The organism is Verrucosispora sp. NA02020 (assembly GCF_013364215.1).
Taxonomy (GTDB): Bacteria; Actinomycetota; Actinomycetes; order Mycobacteriales; family Micromonosporaceae; genus Micromonospora.
Genome location: NZ_CP054923.1, coordinates 3,603,363 through 3,621,444, shown reverse-complemented (window position 1 = coordinate 3,621,444; position 18,082 = coordinate 3,603,363). Strand labels below are relative to the sequence as shown.

General features: G+C 70.0%; 14 protein-coding genes and 2 pseudogenes. 6 read left to right on the top strand and 10 right to left on the bottom strand.

Annotated features, from left to right (window positions below):
* Positions 1-199: 199 nt before the first annotated feature.
* The 3 genes and pseudogenes from HUT12_RS15680 to HUT12_RS32830 form a co-directional block, all read left to right on the top strand.
* Complete coding sequence (locus tag HUT12_RS15680; RefSeq protein WP_254876833.1) at positions 200-658, top strand: hypothetical protein; 459 nt, start codon at positions 200-202, stop codon at positions 656-658.
* Positions 659-874: 216 nt separating this feature from the next.
* Positions 875-1,045, top strand: a pseudogene (locus HUT12_RS33365) (DNA-binding protein); the annotation flags it as partial.
* Between the two features lie 426 nt (positions 1,046-1,471).
* A pseudogene (locus HUT12_RS32830) lies at positions 1,472-1,654 on the top strand (peptidoglycan DD-metalloendopeptidase family protein); the annotation flags it as partial.
* Positions 1,655-1,656: 2 nt separating this feature from the next.
* On the opposite strand, the gene HUT12_RS15670 reads toward HUT12_RS32830, so the two are convergent.
* Positions 1,657-3,852, bottom strand: coding sequence for a DUF262 domain-containing protein (locus HUT12_RS15670; protein WP_176093840.1), 2,196 nt, complete (start codon positions 3,850-3,852; stop codon positions 1,657-1,659).
* Positions 3,853-4,233: 381 nt separating this feature from the next.
* Between HUT12_RS15670 and HUT12_RS15665 the strand changes: the two genes are divergently transcribed.
* Positions 4,234-4,644: a hypothetical protein gene (locus tag HUT12_RS15665; protein ID WP_254876760.1), complete on the top strand. Its 411-nt coding sequence runs from the start codon at positions 4,234-4,236 to the stop codon at positions 4,642-4,644.
* A 70-nt stretch (positions 4,645-4,714) separates the two neighbouring features.
* Positions 4,715-4,873: a hypothetical protein gene (locus tag HUT12_RS15660; protein WP_176093839.1), complete on the top strand. Its 159-nt coding sequence runs from the start codon at positions 4,715-4,717 to the stop codon at positions 4,871-4,873.
* Between the two features lie 74 nt (positions 4,874-4,947).
* Here the strand turns inward: HUT12_RS15660 and HUT12_RS15655 are convergent, their stop codons facing one another.
* The 4 genes from HUT12_RS15655 to HUT12_RS15640 form a co-directional block, all read right to left on the bottom strand.
* A complete protein-coding gene (locus tag HUT12_RS15655) occupies positions 4,948-7,944 on the bottom strand; it encodes a glycoside hydrolase N-terminal domain-containing protein (protein ID WP_176093838.1) in 2,997 nt (998 codons plus the stop codon).
* A 391-nt stretch (positions 7,945-8,335) separates the two neighbouring features.
* Positions 8,336-8,923, bottom strand: a complete 588-nt coding sequence (locus tag HUT12_RS15650) for a hypothetical protein (RefSeq protein WP_131052575.1) — start codon at positions 8,921-8,923, stop codon at positions 8,336-8,338.
* Between the two features lie 238 nt (positions 8,924-9,161).
* Entirely contained in the window at positions 9,162-9,923 is a 762-nt protein-coding gene (locus HUT12_RS15645; RefSeq protein ID WP_131052576.1) for an SDR family oxidoreductase, read from the bottom strand.
* Entirely contained in the window at positions 9,920-10,945 is a 1,026-nt protein-coding gene (locus tag HUT12_RS15640) for a zinc-binding dehydrogenase (RefSeq protein WP_131052577.1), read from the bottom strand. Before HUT12_RS15640 ends, HUT12_RS15645 begins: the two co-directional genes overlap by 4 nt.
* A 224-nt stretch (positions 10,946-11,169) precedes the next feature.
* Here HUT12_RS15640 and HUT12_RS15635 point away from each other — a divergent pair, with 224 nt between their 5' ends.
* Positions 11,170-11,865 (top strand): FadR/GntR family transcriptional regulator, encoded by a 696-nt coding sequence (locus HUT12_RS15635; RefSeq protein ID WP_131052578.1) that lies wholly within the window; start codon positions 11,170-11,172, stop codon positions 11,863-11,865.
* 17 nt (positions 11,866-11,882) lie between these two features.
* Here HUT12_RS15635 and HUT12_RS15630 read toward each other — a convergent pair whose 3' ends face one another.
* The 5 genes from HUT12_RS15630 to HUT12_RS15610 form a co-directional block, all read right to left on the bottom strand.
* Positions 11,883-12,758, bottom strand: a complete 876-nt coding sequence (locus HUT12_RS15630) for an amidohydrolase (RefSeq protein ID WP_131052579.1) — start codon at positions 12,756-12,758, stop codon at positions 11,883-11,885.
* Positions 12,755-14,077 (bottom strand): enolase C-terminal domain-like protein, encoded by a 1,323-nt coding sequence (locus tag HUT12_RS15625; protein ID WP_236145671.1) that lies wholly within the window; start codon positions 14,075-14,077, stop codon positions 12,755-12,757. Before HUT12_RS15625 ends, HUT12_RS15630 begins: the two co-directional genes overlap by 4 nt.
* A gap of 74 nt (positions 14,078-14,151) precedes the next feature.
* Positions 14,152-15,189 (bottom strand): ABC transporter permease, encoded by a 1,038-nt coding sequence (locus HUT12_RS15620; RefSeq protein WP_131052581.1) that lies wholly within the window; start codon positions 15,187-15,189, stop codon positions 14,152-14,154.
* Complete coding sequence (locus tag HUT12_RS15615) at positions 15,182-16,723, bottom strand: sugar ABC transporter ATP-binding protein (protein WP_131052582.1); 1,542 nt, start codon at positions 16,721-16,723, stop codon at positions 15,182-15,184. The genes HUT12_RS15620 and HUT12_RS15615 overlap by 8 nt, the downstream gene beginning before the upstream one ends.
* Positions 16,720-17,781: a sugar ABC transporter substrate-binding protein gene (locus tag HUT12_RS15610; RefSeq protein ID WP_131052583.1), complete on the bottom strand. Its 1,062-nt coding sequence runs from the start codon at positions 17,779-17,781 to the stop codon at positions 16,720-16,722. Before HUT12_RS15610 ends, HUT12_RS15615 begins: the two co-directional genes overlap by 4 nt.
* Positions 17,782-18,082 lie beyond the last annotated feature (301 nt).

The following is an 18,082-nucleotide window of genomic DNA, read 5'->3' as shown; positions in this document are numbered from 1 at the left end:
CGAAGTCATCGGGCCTCAGCCGCCGTAGAAGCTCGTAGCGCTCGACGAAGGCGTCAACCGCTCGTTGGAGACTGCATTCCTCGGCCTGGCGGATCGCCATTTCGCTAGGAGGTGCCGCCCTTGCACGGTGAGGCCGTCGATCGGCTGCCAAGGGTGCACGCGGTCATCATGCAGGACGACTGTCATCTTGGGAATCGCGGTGATCCGCACCGTGGATAGCCCTCCCCACCCGGCAGGCGCCATCGTTACGCTGCGCGCCATGACTAGACGACCCACGGAAGACTGGGGCCGCGAAGTGGAGGACCAGAAGGGTCGCATCGCCGTAGGCACCCTTGCTGAGCACGATGCCTGGGCTCTGCACCTATGGCCAGAACCCTTCATCGCTGCTATCGATGCTGCTCTTGACGCCTACGAAGCGGACGTGCGTGCGCTCTCAGCGCCCTCCGACGCCGAGATCTTCGCACCGGTCAAGCGGGTCGTCATGGCGCTCAATGCAATCGACGAGGGACACGGAAGCAGGATCGAGACCGGCGAGCGCGAAAGCCTGTGCGAGTACATCGACGATGCACTGAGCGAGGTAGGCGTCGATGTCGATGGCCTCACCCACCGGCGAGGCATCGACCGGGCGGAACTTACCGACGAGTGGCGCGACTGGTGAGGCGCTGACACAGCCAGCAGGGCCCTGCCAACTCGTCGCCGTCGACCCGCCCTTGCGGGGTCGGGCAGCCACGTCAAGACGGCCTTCACACACGTTGACGCTGGCGGCTCCCGGTAATGGTCTGCTCGGCCGGCACGGTCCGGGCCACCCCACCTCGGGAGCGCAACCGCATCGGCCGGGAGGAACTCGCCCACAAGACGTGGTCGGGGTGGCGGCATGACCCGACCTCTCACCCCCGCTGGTACTCACCTGCTGAGATAACCGCCCTGCGCGGCTTCGGCATCTCCAACGTCAAAATGAAGATCGCTCACCGGCGAACTGCACTCCACCAAGGACGGCAGGTACCGCCGCATCCCGCCCGAACGGGTCGACGACCACATCCGCGACAACACCCGCGCGGACCGACGCACCGCAACCACCGCACCGTGGGGTATCCGGGGGCTCGGCCCCCGGAGCAGAAATAACAAGGCCCCCTGGTCCGCGCATTCTGCGGACAGGGGGCACCTGGGGACTTGTGGGCGATACTGGGATCGAACCAGTGACCTCTTCGGTGTGAAGCAGGACGCCGCACCGACTCTGACCTGCGGGAACGGAAACTTGCTGGTAGGGGTGGGTGCAGTTGAGTGCTGTTCGGCGCGATTGGGAGCCGTTCAGGGCACGCCGCTGCTCCCAATCTGCTCCCCCGACCGGAGCTGGCACGGGGCTGCTGGCGGTCGACCTGGCGGCCGGGCTGACCGGTTCAAGGTGTTGATCCGCAACCGGACCGGACAGTTCACCGACCCCTTCGACGCGGACGCCGAGATTCTCCTCATCCGCCCGCTCGTGAACGTCGGTCAGCAGGTGGTTGCCGGGCAGGTCATCGGCTGCCTGGGGTCTTTCGGCCACAGCAGCGGACCGCATCTGCACTTCGAGGTGGACCTCGACGGAGACCGCAACGAAGGCGGAGCCGTCGACCCGGTGCTGCACCTCGCCGTGCGCGGAATTGATCTCGCCTGACGTCAAATCGGGCGGCTACCCGCCAATGCAGCGTCCCGAAGCTCGCGAAGAGACACTCGCGCACCGTCGAGCCTACTCACCTGCCAAAACTTCATGCCTTCGCAGCGCCGTCCCTTGACCGCTCGACCTGCGTCATCGGCCTTGCGGAAGACGTCACCGGTCGAGAGGCGGATCGCTCCGTCGGCCTCGATGGTCGCCGTGACCTCGGCGTTCCCAACGACAGCGGTGATCACCGTGCCGGCGGACAGAACGCCGTCTCGCAGCATGCGTTGCACGTCCGTCAGCCGTCCGGCGGGCTTCCTAGGCGCTGGGACGACCGCCGCCGGGGTGACCGTGTCGGGAGCGGCATCGGCTACCGGTGCCTCGACGGAGAAGCCAAGCCGATCAAGTCTCCAGACGGCCGCGCAGAGGCGTCGGTAGAGCTCTTCGCGGACGGTGACGGCGGCGCGCAGCCCGCCCGAGCCCAACGGGCGCAGGTGACCCTGCAGGTCGTGCAGCTGGATGAAGGTCCGCATTGGCTTGTTGTTCTGCTGAAACATCGGGTGCAGGCAGCGAAGGAGAAGGTTTTCACTGCGGTACACCTCGATCTTGCGTTCGATTGGGGTGTCCTGGAGGCTCGCGTTGACGCTGGCTTTGAGCAGGCCCAGGACGCCGATGCGATTGCGCAGGAGGCGAAATTCGATCGGGTCGGGTACCTCGGAATGCCGTTCGGGTCGATTCGGGAAGATGTGTTCGATCTGCCACCGCCGGTCCGACTCCAGGTAGTCGTCGGTGAGGTCGTGCTCCCCCCAGCCGGTCTGGGCGAAGGCGGTAAGGCGCGCGAGCAGGTACTTGACCTGTGCGGAGTTGTTGCCCCGCAGCCCGAACGACGTGACGGGGTGAAAACTCTGGTCGTCGGGCAGTTCGTGGACGAGGAACGACGCCACGTCGGCCGGCCGCTCGCACTTGCGAAGCTGCGGGATGAGCCTGGGCATGAGTTCGTCGAGGTCCCGGTCGAGGGCCGACTCGTCCGTGAGTACCCGGACGACATACCAACGGTCGATGAAGTTGGCGACGAGGCGCGCCTTTTCCATGGCGACGGTCAGCGTGTCGCCGGGGCGTATCGCGGCCAGGACGAACGCCATCTGGTTCGACAGTCCGTTGATGTTGTTGAAGTAGAGCGCTTCGAGACCGTGGTCGCGGTCGAGCTGGTGGGTGGCGGACTGGAAGGTGCGGTAGGTGCCGGCCAGGCGGATGAGGCGTTCGACGAATCCGAAGAACTGGTGTGGACCTCGCAGGGCCAGATGGTCCTCGGCGTTGCGTTTAACCCACAAGTGCAGGGACGAGTTGATGTCCTCGACGTCGGTGAAGCCTTCGTCCAGGCGGCCGTGATGGGCCACCAGTGCGGCCTTCAGGAAGCGGCTCGGTGCACCCGGGTCGTCGCGAGCGGGGGTCAGCTCGGCGAGCATTTTGCGCCACTGGAGGTTCAGTTCCTCCTCGTCGTGGCCGACCCGAGAGAGCAGATAGCTCTTGAGGAGGTCGACCGGGGTTAGCCGGGCGCCGCGGTCGTTCATCGACTCGAAGATCTTGAAGCCGCTGTCCCGGCTCGGCGCCTCGATGCCGACCAGGAGGACCCGGTTCAGGATCCAGTCGACGAAGCTGGGAACGTCCTCGGCCTCAATCCGCGCTTCGAGCAGCTCACGCAACTCCTCGCTGCGGGTGCACAGATTGCGTAGTGAGAGCGACGAAGCCAGCGGCGGCTCGTAACCGCGTCCGTCATAGAGCGCCTGCAGTGCGTCGCGGCGCTCGGCGATGTTGATGCGGAAGCGCCAGCCGCCGACGTGCGGTTCGCGGATGACACGGACCAGCTTGTCGACCGCGTTGCGGTTCCCGAGTGCGAGTGCCTGCCGGTAGAGGTGCATGAAGATCAGGTGCAGTGTGGTGAAGCGCTGCTGACCGTCGACAAGAAACCGGAGCCCGCGGCGCTGTTCGTAGTAGACGAACGGGCCCAGGAAGTAGGGGTCGGCGCGATGTATGCCGCGCCTTGTCCGGGGGTCCGCTTTGGCCTCTTCGAACTGCGTGCCCAGGTCGTTGACCAGCGTGCGAATGTCCTCGTGGGTCCAGGCGTACTCACGCTGGTAGTAGTCGATGTCGTAGGTCGCACGATCGAACAGGTCCTGCAACGTGAAGGTCTGTCCGTTGATCGTCGCCCCAGACATCGATCACGTCCCCTCTGTGCGCCTCACGGGAAGACAGGGTACACGTGATCCGCACTCACTGTTACGTATCACGTGCTGTCTGGCTTGGCGGACCCCGGCGAGCGTGCTTTGCGCGCGCCACACGATGAGGGATATCCGACGGCCTCCGCGCCACTCGCGAGCCGCAAAAGCCACTAATGCTGACGCCTTCGGGATCGCCGAAGAGGTCACCGAGCAGAAGGCCCTGCCCAGAAGGTTGCCGGTGGGATTCAAGTCTCAGCTTCCGGGATCGAGACCGATGCCACCGCGACGGCATTCAGTGCCGTGTGTCGCTGCTGCATGGCCTCCGTGAATGAGGTCAGCGGGCCTGGGACGACGGCCGGCACCATCCAGACGGGAACAGTGAGCCGCCAACTGCAACGCGTACGCGGAAAGCTCCTGCACCGCGACACCAAGACCCAGGCATCCGACGCCACCCTGCCCCTGCCCGACATCTGCCTGGCCGCACTCAAGCTGAGGAACGAGCAGCGCGACGAGGCACGGGCAGCCGCCGTTAAGGCGTGGCACGACAACGACCTGGTGTTCACCACCCGCTACGGCACGCCCATCGAGCCGCGCAACTTCCAGCGCTCCTGGCAGACCCGCTGCGACAAGGCGGCAACGAAGCCGATCACCGTCCACAACGCCCGACACACCCGCGCAAACCAACGCGCAGCACCCACGCAAATCAACTCGCGGCCCCCGCGCGGACCGACGCACCGCACCCACCGCACCGCGGGGTATCCGGGGGCTCGGCCCCCGGAGCAGAAATGACAAGGCCCCCTGGTCCGCGCATTCTGCGGACAGGGGGCACCTGGGGACTTGTGGGCGATACTGCAACAACGTGGGTCTGGTCGACCAGGAGTTGCTGGTCTCCACGTTCGACTCGGGTGCGGTCGCCGGTGGGGCATACTCGGTCGACGCCGACCTGTTCCTGCGCACCCCGGCCGACGTGGCCGCCGGCGCGTACACCTCGACACTGACCCTGTCCCTCTTCGAGTGATCCGCTGAGGGCGGGGCCGCCGGTCCACGGCGACCCCGCCCTCGTTCCCCGTCGCGCCGCCCCGGACCGGCGCGTCAGGCCGCGATGGCGATCGCGAAGATGTGCATGGTCGGCACGTTGGCCGCCGGGCGGGCACTGATGTTGGGCAGCTCGACCCGGACGACCGCCTTGTTCTGCACCGTCACGCCCACGAAGTAGACGCAGGCCGCCGTGTTCTGCCGCTGGTTGCCGGGCCGGTTCTGGTAGGCGCTGACCACGGCCGCGGTGGCCCCGCTGTGCGGCCCGCCGTACCAGTCCGGGGTGCTCAGCGTGAAGGTCTGACGGGTGCCGTCGGCGTACACCACCGTGCCGGTGCCGGACACCGCGCCGTACGTGCCGGTGGCGAGGAAGCCGAGCGTACGACCGGTGCCGGTGACGCTGATCGACTGCCCGGAGGCGATGGCGTTGTCCGCTCCGCCCGCCGCGACGCTGGGCCAGCGGAAGGTCACCCCGTTGCGGCTCAGGGTGGCGCCGGGGGTGACGCCCGCAGCGGCCAGGGCCTGCGCGGAGAGCGAGGCACCGTTGCCGTCGAAGTTGCCGACGCCGGTGTTGGTGTCGTTGGTGGTGCTGACGTTGGTGAAGCTCTGTTCCAGCGTCGGGAGGGCGACGCCCTGCCCGGTGGCCCGGTAGGTGCGACCTGCCTGGACGGTCACCTCGACCAGGTCCGACTCGATCCGCGTGGTCCGCGCGGGCGTGCCGTCGGCGACGTCGACCACCGTGTACGTGGTGGCGAAGAGCCGTCCGCGCAGGCGTACCGTGCCGGCCCGGTCCGGCCGGACGAGGACCTCGCTGGCCTGGCCGTTGGTCCACGCGATGCCGACGGTGTGTCCGCCCCGGCCACGCAGGCCGGATACCCGCCCGTTCGGCCACGCGGTCGGCAGGGCCGGCAGGACGTGCAGTTCACCGGCATGGCTCTGGAGCAGCATCTCGGCGACCCCGGCGGTGGCGCCGAAGTTGCCGTCGATCTGGAACGGCGGGTGCAGGTCGAACATGTTCGGCGCGAGCCGGGCCGGGGTGGCGAGGAAGCGGATCAGGTCGTGGGCGCGGTTGCCCTCCTCCATCCGGGCCCAGAAGTTGATCTTCCAGGCGAGTGACCAGCCGGTGCCGTCGTCACCCCGGATCTCCAGGGTGCGCCGGGCCGCCTCGAACAGCTGCGGGGTGCCGCGCCGGGTGATCTGGTTGCTCGGCGCGAGCCCGTACAGGTGCGAGATGTGCCGGTGGTTCCGCTCGGTCTCCACCCAGTCGTAGAGCCACTCCATGATGTTGCCCCGGGAACCGACCCGCGTCGGTGCCAACCGGTCCCGGGTCGCGCGGACCTGGGCCCGGAACGTGGCGTCCACCCCGAGGATCTCGCTGGCCCGGGCGCAGCCGTCGAAGAGGTCCCGCAGGATCTGGTTGTCCATGGTCGGGCCGGCGCACACGCTGGCGTCCGTGTGGTGGCCGATCTCCGGCGAGTTCGACGGGTTGGTGACCAGGTAGCCGAGGGACGGCTCGGTCACCAACGTGTCGAGGAAGAACTGCGCGGCACCCTTCATCGCCGGGTAGTTCGCGCGCAGGAACTCGACGTCGCCGTTGAACAGGTAGTGGTCCCAGATCAGGGTGGCCAGCCACGCACCGCCGGTCTGCCACATGCCCCAGAACGCGCCGTCCACCACCGAGGTGGCCCGCCAGGCGTCGGTGTTGTGGTGGGTGACCCAACCGCCCGCGCCGTACTGCACCTGCGCGGTGCGGGCACCGCTGACCGCCAGGTCGCGGACCATGTCGAAGACCGGTGCGTGGCACTCCGCCAGGTTCGTGGTGTTGGCCGGCCAGTAGTTCATCGGCAGGTTGGCGTTGATCGTGTACTTCGAGTCCCACGCCGGGGTCAGCGAGTCGTTCCAGATGCCCTGGAGGTTGGCCGGCTGGGTGCCCGGCCGGGAGGACGAGATCAGCAGGTACCGGCCGAACTGGAACAGCAGCGCGGAGAACTGCGGGTCGTTGACGCTGTTGTGCTGCGCGATCCGCACGTCGGTCGGCTGGTCGGCGGCGGCGGTCCGGCCGAGGTCGAGACTGACCCGGCCGAACAGCGCCTGGTAGTCGGCCACGTGCCGGCTGCGGAGTTGGTCGTAACTGCTGGCCCGGGCGGCGGTCAGGTGGCGCCGCGCGATGCCCTGGTAGTCCCCGCCGACGTTGCGGTAGGTGACGTAGCTGGATCCGATCGAGATCAACAGGGTCACGCTGGTGGCGTTGGTGACCCGCAGCGTGCCGCCGGAACTCGTCACCGTGCCGCCGCTGACGGTCGCGTTCGCCAGGGCGTGGAACCGCACCGCGCCGGTGACGCCCTCCTGGTTGCCGGAGACCCCGTCGAGGGCGATCGTGGTGCCGTCAGGGCTGGACAGCGTGGTCCGCTGCGGGCTGTCGAAGGTGGCGGTGAAGGAGATCGACCCGCTCCGGTCGGCGGTCAGGCGCATCGCGATGACCTGGTCCGGCGCGCTGGCGAACACCTCGCGCTGGTAGCGGACGCCGTTCATCAGGTAGCTGACCGAGCTGGTCGCGGTGGTCAGGTCGAGCTGCCGCTCGTACTGCGACGCCCCGCCCGAGGTGGGGAACGTCAGCCGCAGGTTGCCGACGAGCTGGTACGCCAACTGCCCGACCGGGTTGCCGAGCATGTTCTGGTTGATCAGGTTCTGCGCCTGCGTCCACTGGTTGGCGAAGACCAACCGCCGGATCTCCGCCAGCGCCCCCGACCCCCGGGTGTTGCTCGGGTCGTGGGGGCCGCCGGCCCAGACGGTGTCCTCGTTGAGTTGCAGCCGTTCGGCGTCGACGTTGCCGAACACCATGGCACCGAGCCGACCGTTGCCGATCGGGAGCGCGCGCAGCCAGTCGGTCCCGGCGGACTCGTCGTACCACAGTGCCAGGTCACCGGCGGCGAGCACCTGGGCTGGTGGGGCGGAGTCCGCGCGGGCCAGGGCGGTCCACGGCAGCGGCAGCAGGGCGCCGCTCGCGCCGGCCGCGCCCATCTTGAGAGCCTGCCGTCGGGTCAGGTCTGACATCGATCCTCCAACCGGTGGCCCGAGGAGCCACGCCGGTGCGCGGGAACAGGGTGGAAAGCCGACATGCCGGAGCTGTTCGGTGACGTCGGGCGGGACGTGTCGGGCGAGACCCGAGCGCCACGGAGACAGCCAGACATCTGATGTGTTTCGCGAAGGTTACTCCGGGACGACAAAATAGGCAATGGTCGATGATGATGCCTGACGCCCACGGGCAATTCACTACCGATCACACCGATGTGCAGGCACAACGGAGTGGCCCGCGCCCGTCGCCAGACTTTCTCGCGTGGCCGGGCCGATCAGCGACGACACGGAGGGGCGCCCCGACGAGGGGCTGAATACATCACATGTATCGCCCCGGGGCGGGGTCGGCGGAGTGCGGAGCCCGCCGCGATCAGCGCCGGGCGGCCGTACCACCTCGGGCGGTCGTGCCCGGTCGGGCGTCACCGAGCCGCGCCAGGGCCGCGTCACGGTCCACGGCGGATTCGGTGAGGGCGAGCCGCCGCACGTGGTCGACGACCCGGTCGGGGAACCGGTAGCGGCTGCCGCACCGGACGAGCAGGCGGCGCTCGCGCAACTCCCCCAGACCCCGTCGGACCTGCACGAGGGTCAGGTTGCACAGCGCCGCCGCCGCGTCGGCGTCGAAGTCCGGGCCGGGATGCAGGCCGAGGTAGCGGACCAACCGCTGCCCACGAGCGGGCAGATCGCGGTAGGCCAGGTCGAAGGCGGCGAGCAGGGCTGCCGCCGGGTCGACGCCGACCGACTCGTCCGCCAGGTCGAAGGGAGAGGTGGCGGCCTCTCCGGTCCGCTGGTCGACGACCGGCTCCGCGCCGCCGACCTCGTCGATCATGGTGCTCAACAGACGTTCCATCCGGTCGGCGCGGTCCACCACCACGGCGGTGTCGGACGGTCGGACCGGGCTTGCCGACGGGCGCCGGTCGGTGCGGACGCCCATGGACGCGGCGGTGGCAGGTACGCGCATGACAGCCCCCCTTCCTCGTCAGACATCAGGTGGCGTGGCGGCGGACGTCCGTCCCGCACGCGAACCTGGCCCGCCGGGGCGTCGCGGTGACCGGCTCGGCCGGCCGGGACGGTGGACGCCGAGCACCCGGGTGAGCACGTCGCGAGTGAGGGGAAGTCTGCACTCTTGCTGACGAAAAGTAGTCTGTGAGCGATAACATAGCAAGGAGTAGATGTTCTTGCGATGAGGTGGACGCACCTCATCGGGCCAGCCAACCTCCGTCGACCGGGATGACGGCGCCGTGCACGTAGGCGGCCGCGTCGGAGGCGAGGAAGACGGTGACTCCGGCGAGGTCGTCGGGGCGCCCCCACCGCCCGGCCGGGATCCGTTCCAGGATCGCCCGGTTGCGCTCCGGCTGGTCCCGCAGTGCCCGGGTGTTGTCCGTGCCGATGTAACCCGGCGCGATCGCGTTGACGTTGACCCCGTGCGGCGCCCACTCGTTGGCCAACGCGCGGGTCAGACCGGCGATCCCCGACTTCGCGGCGGCGTATCCGGGCACCGTCACGCCGCCCTGGAAGCTCAGCATCGACGCGGTGAAGATGATCTTCCCGCTGCCCCGCCGGACCATCTCCCGGCCCAGCTCCCGGGCGAGGACGAACGGCGCGGACAGGTCGACTTCGAGCACGTGGTCCCAGTCGGCGTCGGAGTGCTCTGCGGCGGGCGCGCGACGGATCGTGCCGGCGTTGTTGACCAGGATGTCGACGGGCCGGTCGGCCCCGACGAGCCAGTCGCCGAGCGCGCGGACGGCGGCGCGGTCGGACAGGTCCGCCCGGTACGGCACGAACCCGCGCCCGTGCGCCGCCACCCGGTCGGCCACCTCGCTACCGGTCTCCTCCAGCGCCGCGCTCACCCCGATCACGTCGGCTCCGGCAGCCGCCAGGGCCTCCGCCATCGCCAGTCCGATGCCGCGTCGGCACCCGGTCACCACGGCCAACCGGCCGCTCAGGTCGAACAGGTTCACGTGTCTCCTCCACAGTCGACGAGCACCTTCACGTCACCACCGGCGGCGAGCGCCTCGAAGGCCCGCGACACGTCGGCCAACGGCACGATCCGGGAGACGAGCCGGTCGGCGGGCACCTGACCGGTGTGCACCAGGCGGACCGCCTCGGCGTAGTCCCCGCGTTCGTAGACCCGTACCCCGATCACCTCCAGCTCGCGCCAGAAGATCCGGTGCAGGTCCACCTCGCGGGGGGTGGGGTGGATGGCGACGACGACGAGCCGTCCCCGGACCGCGAGCAGGTCGGTCGCGGTCCGGACACCGGCCGCCGAGCCGGAGACCTCGAACACCACGTCCGCGCCGGCCTCGGCGGTCGCCTCCCGGACGTACCGCGCGACGTCGACCGTCGCCGGGTCGACGGCGGTGAGACCGAGGTCGGTGGCGAGTTCCCGGCGGCGCGGGTCGAGTTCGAGCACGGTCACCTCGGCACCGGTGGCCCGGGCGACCGTGCCGATGAGCAGACCCACCGGCCCGGCGCCGATGACGACCGCGTGTTCGCCGGCGACGAGCCGGGAGCGGCGCACGTCGTGCACCGCCACCGCGGTCGGCTCGACGAGCGCGGCGTGGACCAGCGACAGGTCCGCTGGCAGCGGCACCAGGAGCCGCGCGGATACGGTCCACGACCGTTGCATCGCGCCGGGCGAGTCGATGCCGACGAAGTCGAGCCGGTGGCAGATGTGCGTGTGTCCGGCACGGCAGGCGGGACACTCACCGCACCAGTCCAGCGGCATCACGGTGACCGGGTCCCCCACCCGGAATCCCTCGACGCCCGCGCCGACCTCGGCCACCCGGCCCGACATCTCGTGCCCGATCACCGCCGGTACGCTCACCCGCTGGTCCATCGCCCCGTGCGCGATGTGCAGGTCCGTGCCACAGATCCCGGTGTACGCGACGTCGAGGCGCACCTGGCCGGGACCGGGCGGCACGACGGGGGTCTCCTCGACGACGAAGGTCTGCTCGCCGACGTACTGTGCGCTGCGGTTCACGCCGCCTCCTCGGGTCTCTCCGGTGGGCTGTTCTTCTCCCGCGAGCCGCTCGGCCGGGCCCGACCGAGTGCACCTGCCAGCGGTGGATCGCTGGGACGCCGAGGGTGCCGTGAGGGCACCAAACGTCCGACGTCTCTATAGTGGTGAGGGCTGCCGGTGTCTGCCACAGGCGGTGGCGGACCCATGTCGACGCCCCAGCGCGGGCCGGTCCGAAGGGGGCGTGGATGGCACTCACCGACGACGCGATCGCCAGGATCCGCAGCATGATCCAGAGCGGGGAGCTGCCGCCGGGCGCACGGCTGCCACCGGAGCCGCAACTGGCCGCGCAGATGGGGCTGTCCCGCAGCGGGGTCCGGGAGGCGGTGAAGGTGCTCGAATCGGCGCGGGTGCTCGACGTGCGTCGCGGCGACGGCACGTACGTCACCAGCCTCGCCCCGCGCCTGCTGCTGGAGGGCCTCGGCGTCGCGGTGGAACTGCTGCGCGACGACACGCTGCTGGAGGTGATGGAGGTCCGCCGGATGCTGGAGCCGGTGGCGACCGGCCTGGCGGCGCTGCGGATGACCGACACCGACCTCGACGAGCTCGCCCGGATCCTGGAGGACATGCGGGCCGCCGCCGACGACGCCGAGAAGCTGATCCAGTTCGACACCGCCTTCCACCACACGGTCATCGCGACGACCGGGAACGAGACCCTCACGTCGCTGCTGGCCGGGCTCTCCAGCCGGACGCTGCGGGCGCGGGTGTGGCGCGGGCTGATCGAGGGCAACGCGGCACACAAGACGATCGACGAGCACCACGCGATCTATCTCGCGCTGCGGTCGCGTGATCAACTGCTCGCCCAGGCCAGCGCCCTGATGCACGTCAACACCTCGGAGGCGTGGCTGCGTACGGTGCTCGCCGCCAAGGCGGCGGACGCGTGATGCCCGCACGACGGGGTTCACCCGGCCGCCCCGTCGGGCTGGGACCGCCGGGGCAGTCCGTAGGTCCGCAGGGCGGTGCCGGCGAAGACGTCCTGCCGTTCCCGGGCCGACAGCGGCGGTAACGCGGCCTCCAGCGCCCGACGGACACCCGGGTAGTCCGACCTGAGCAGACACACCGGCCAGTCCGAGCCAAACATCAGACGATCCGGGCCGAACTCGTCGATCGCGACCGCGACGAACGGGCTCAGGTCGGCCGGTGACCACTCCGGCCGGGCCTCGGTGACCAGGCCGGACAGCTTGGCGGTGACGTTCGGGTGGTCGGCGAGCGCGGCGAACGGGTCGCGCCAGGCCCGCAGACCCGCCTCTCCCGCGTCGATCCGGGGCTTGCCGAGGTGGTCGAGGACGAACCGGAGCTGCGGTACGGCCCGTGCCGCCCGGGCCGCCGCCGGCAACTGGTCGGCCCGGATCACCAGGTCGAACACGAGCCCGGCATCGGCCACCTCGACGAGGCCGCGCCGCACCTCGGGCCGGTCGAGATAGTCGGGGTCTGCCTCCCCCTGCACCTGCGGGCGTACCCCGACCAGCAGCTCACCGCCGCGCAGCCGACGGTAGCCCGCGACGGTTGCGGAGACGTCGCCGGCCGCGATGTCGAGCCAGGCCACCACGCCGAGGATGGCCGGTGTGTCGGCGGCGTGGCCGAGGAACTCGGCGGCCTCGTCGGGATGACAGCGACCGCCCTCCACCAGCACGGTGCCGTCCACGCCGGTCGCGGTCAGCTCGGTGGTGAGGTCCGCCGGGGTGAACGGTCGACGGATGGCGGCCAGTGCGGGATCGTCCAGCCAGTCGTAGCCGTGGTCCGGCTGCCACAGGTGGTGGTGCGCGTCGATGATCATGCCGGCGCTCCCGCCACGACCGGCGCGGTGGTCCACTCCGGGCCGTCGGGGAACCGGTAGTCGGTCAGTGCGGCGGGGACGATCTCGGCGCTCATGCCCGGCACGCGCGGTGCGAGGTAGCGTCCATGCTGGACGCGGACCGGGTCGGCGAAGTGCTCGTGCAGGTGGTCGACGTACTCGATGGCCCGGTCGTCCGTGGTGCCGCTGAGTGCCACGAAGTCGAACATGGCCAGGTGCTGCACCAGCTCGCACAGCCCAACACCTCCGGCGTGCGGGCAGACCGGCACCCCAAACTTCGCGGCGAGCAGCAGGATCGCCAGGTTCTCGTTGACCCCGGCGACCCGGCAGGCGTCGATCTGCACGACGTCGACCGCGTCGGCCTGGAGGAGCTGCTTGAACATCACCGCGTTGTGCACGTGCTCACCGGTGGCCACCTTGACCGGGGCGAGGGCCTTGCGCACGGCGGCGTGCCCGAGCACGTCGTCCGGGGACGTCGGCTCCTCGATCCAGTACGGTTCGAAAGGCGCCAGCTCCCGCATCCACCCGATGGCCTCGGGCACCCCCCAGATCTGGTTGGCGTCGACCGCGATGCGGACGTCCGGCCCGACCGCGCGGCGGGCGATACCCATCCGGCGTACGTCGTCGGCCAGATCCCCGCCGACCTTGATCTTGATCAGCCGGTACCCGTCGTCGACCGCCTCCCGGCAGAGCCGGGCGAGCTTCTCGTCGTCGTAGCCCAACCAGCCCGGCGTGGTCGTGTAGGCGGGATAGCCCTCGGCCAGCAGGCGCTGCTCCCGGGCGGCGCGCCCGCCCTGCGCGGCCCGTAGCAGGTCCAGCGCCTCGTCCTCGGTGAGCGCCTCGCGCAGGTAGCGGAAGTCGACCTGCGCGACGATCTGTTCCGGGGCGAGGTCGGCGAGCAGCTTCCACAGCGGCTTGCCCGCGCGGCGGGCGGCGAGATCCCACACCGCGTTGACCAGCCCGCCGGCCGCCATGTGCACCACTCCCTTCTCCGGGCCGAGCCACCGGATCTGGCTGTCGCCGACGAGCCGCCGGGCCAGCGCGCCGGGGTCCGCGAGCACCTCGTCGACCGGCTGACCGACCACCATCGAGGCGAGCGACTGCACGGCCGCGACCTGGATCTCGGTGCCGCGCCCCACGGTGAAGACCAGTCCGTGTCCCTCCGCGCCGGCCGATGTCCGCAGGATCAGGTACGCGGCGGAGTAGTCCGGGAACGGGTTCATGGCGTCCGACCCGTCGCGGTGCCGGGACGTGGGGAACCGTACGTCGATGGTTTCTACGGACGAGATGCGCTCACTCACCGAAACTCCTGGGGGTCGAACAGCTGGCCGGGTCGGGCCCGGCTTCGGGTCTGGGGTGCGGCGGACCGCCGGCCTCATGTCTGCGCCTTGCCTCCGGTGATGCGGGAGACCACCAGGGCCACCAGGATGACGGTGCCGTTGAGGAAGTTCGTCCACTGTGCGGGCACCCCGGCCAGGGTCAGCACGTTGATGATCATGAACAGCAGCAGGACACCGGTGAAGGCGCCGAAGACGCTGCCCTTGCCGCCGTTGAGACTCACGCCGCCGATCACCGCCGCCGCGAAGACCTGGAAGATCGCGCCGCTGCCCTGCGCCGCTGGCACCGCCGCCAGCCGACCGCTGATCAACAGGCCGGCGAGCGCGGCGAGGACGCTGGCCACGATGAGGGCGACCCACAACACGCGGTCGGTGCGGATGCCCGCCGCCCGGGCGGCGTCGGCGTTGCCACCGATGGCATAGAGCGCCCGGCCGGCACGGGTGTAGCCGAGAACCACGATGCCGACGGCGACCAGCAGCAGCGACACCCAGATCGACGCCGGCACCCCGGCCCAGGAGGCGGAGCCCAGATAGGTCATCGACTCCGGCAGCGCGAAGAAGGTCTGGCCGCCCGAGATGCCGGTGAGCAGGCCACGCAGGACGATCAGCATGCCCAGCGTGACGATGAAGCCGTTGAGGCCGAAGCGGACGATGAGCAGGCCGTTGAAGGCACCGACGAGCGCGCCGACGAGCAGGACCACCGGCACCGCCCAGGCGTCCGGCACCACGTCGAGCCCGAGACCTCGGGTGAGGGCGGGGTCGATGACCAGCCATGCGGCGATGCCGGGCGCCAGACCGAAGGTGGACTCCAGCGACAGGTCCATCTTGCCGGTGATCAGCACGATGGTCTGGGCGAGCACCACGATGGCGATCTCCGACATGCTCTGCAGCACGTTGATGATGTTGTCGCTGCTGAGGAAGACCGGGTTGACGATCGAGCCGACGACGGCGACCGCGATGATCGCCGGCACCAGCGCCAGGTCGCGTAGCCGGGCGACGGCCAGACTCCGTGAGGCGGACCTGGACGGTGGTGGTGCCGCCGCCGGTGGGGTGGTGGGAGTCAGCGTCTCAGACATGGTGGAGGTCCACCCCTTCCATGGCGGCTACCAGATCGTTGTCGCGCCAGCCGTGTGCCATCTCGCCGACGACCCGGCCCTGGAACATCACCAGCACCCGGTCACAGATCCGCAGGTCGTCGAGTTCGTCGGAGACCACGAGCACGGTGGTCCCGCCCCGACGGACCTCGTCGACGACACCGAGGAGCGTCTGCTTGGACCGCACGTCGACACCGGCGGTGGGGGTGATGAGCACCAGCACCTTGGGCTCGCTGGCCAACGCCCGACCCATCACCACCTTCTGCTGGTTGCCGCCGGACAGGTCGGAGACCGGCACCTGCGGCCCGGACGCCTTGATCGCCAGATCGGCGATGGTGCCACGGGCCAGCGCGTCGCGTCGGGCCGGTGAGATGAGGCCCCGTCGCGCGACCCGGTCCGGCACGGTCATCGTGACGTTCTCCGCTATGGACAGCAGCGGCACCAGCCCCTCCCGGTGCCGGTCCTGCGGCACCAGGCCGACGCCGGCGTCGAGCGCGTCCGGCACGCTGCCCGGACGCAGTGTGCGGCCGTCCACCACGACCGATCCCCCGGCCGCGCGGGCCAGGCCGACGATCGCCTCGGCGACCTCGACCTTGCCGCTGCCACCGCCGCCCGCGATGCCGACCACCTCGCCGGCCCGGGCCTCGAGCGACAGCTCCACACCGGAGGCGGTGGTCAGGTCACGCACCGACAGCAGCACCGGCGCGTCGGCCGCGAGCGGTCGGTGGTCCGCCTCCGGCATCGTCACGTCCTCACCGGTCATCGCGGCGACCAGGTCCGGCCGGCGCAGCTGCGCCACCGGGGCCGTCAGGATGTGCCGCGCGTCGCGGAAGACCGTCACCTGGTCGCAGATCTCGTAGATCTCCTGCAGGTGGTGGCTGATGAACAGGAACGTCACACCCTGGGCCCGCAGGTCCCGGATCCGGGTGAACAGACGGTTGATGCCCGCGCCGTCGAGCTGGGCGGTCGGCTCGTCGAGGATGATGAACCGGGCGCCGAAGGAGAGCGCGCGGGCGATCTCCACGAACTGCCGCTGTTCGACCGAGAGCGACGCGGCGGGCTGGCGTACGTCCACCTCGACCGACCACGTCGCGAGCAGTTCCTCGGCCTGCCGGCGCAGCCTCGACCACTGGATCAGCCCGGCCACGCCCCGGGCGTGGCGGTTGAGGAACAGGTTCTCCGCCACGGTGAGGGTGGGGATGATCGTGGACTTCTGGTAGACGCAGGCCACCTGCCGGCGCCAGGCGTCGCGGTCACCCAACGGTGGAGCGGGCCGGCCGGCGAATGCCACCGCGCCACCGTCGGCGGCCTGGAGTCCGGTGAGGATGCCGACCAGCGTCGACTTGCCGGCGCCGTTGCGCCCGACCAGAGCGTGCGTCTCGCCGGGCCGGACCACGATGCCCGCGTCGAGGAGGGCCACCGTCGACCCGAACCTCTTGGTGATGTTCACCGCCTCGACGACGGGCCGGGTGTCGCCGGCCGGCCCGTCGGCCGAGTGGTGTGGGACGGTGTTCATGCGTTGTTGCCCCACAGGGAGGCGTCGTCGAACTTCAGCGTCGGCTCACCCGCGACCGGTGCGCCGTCCACCGTCACCAGCGGCGCCGGGAGCTGGTCCTCCAGCAGGCCGTCGCGCACCTGGATGATGGTGCTGCCGTGGTCGGTCGGGCCGGGCTGGAACGTCTTGCCGTCCATCGCCGCCTTCACGTACTCCAGCCCGTACTTGGCGTACAGGTCGGCGGGTTGGCTGACGGTGGCGTCGATGAGGCCCTCGCCGATGTTCTTCAGCTCCTCGGGGATGCCGTCGTTGGAGACCACGAAGACGTGCTTCGGGTCGCTCGGCGGCACCTGGAGGCCGCGCTGCTTGAGGATCTGCAGCGTGCCGGACAGGGCGAACGAGGACTGCATGTAGATGCCCTTGACGTCCGGGTCCGAGGCGAACCGGGTCTGCAGCTTCGACGCCGCCACGTCGGCCTTCCAGTCGGTGGCCTCGCCGAAGACGGTGATGGCGGGGAAGTCCTTGCGCATGCACTCGTTGAACGCCTCGGTGCGGTCCCGGCCGTTGATCGAGTCCAGGCCGCCCTGGAGCATCACGACCTTGCCCTTGCCACCGAGCTTGGTGCCGAGGAACTGGCAGGCCTTGATGCCGTAGGCGCGGTTGTCGGCACGGACGACCATGAACACCTTGCCGGTGTCCGGTCGGGTGTCGATCGTGACCACCGGGATGTCCCGGCTCTCCAACTGCGTCAGGGTGGGCGCGATGGCGGCGGTGTCCTGCGGTGCCATCACCACGCCCTTGACCCCTTGGCTCATGAACGCCTGGGTGTTCGAGATGAGGTTGGCGATGTCGTTCTGCGAGTTGGTGGTCTTGATCTCGACGCCCAGCTCGTCGGCGAACTGCGGCACGTACCTGATGTAGGAGTTCCAGAAGTCGGTGTCGGATCGCGGGTAGTCGACGCCGACGAGCTGCGTCGTCCCGCCTGAGCCGGTACCGTCCGCGCCGCACCCGGCGGCGAGCGTGGCCGAGGCACCGAGCAGCACGGTCAGCCCCACGCTCAGCAGAGCTCTACGTTCCATGGTGTGTCCTCCGTATCGGGATGCCGTCGACGGCGGAGCCGCCGCGACCACCCGGGCGCGGCGACGGACGTCCGACGGAGCAGGTGCGATCAGGCGGCGGTGACGTCCACGGGAGACAGCCGCGGTCGTCGCCGCAGGTGTTTCAGGGCGAGCCGGAGGCGATGCCGCCGCGACCGTCCGACATCGGGCCGTCGGCGGCGTTCGTGATCCGCGGACGGGTGGCCGGGGCGAGCCGGGGACGGGACATGGGGATCCCTCCAAAACACGGACGGCGTAGGGGTGGTGTCGCTGGCACGGGCTT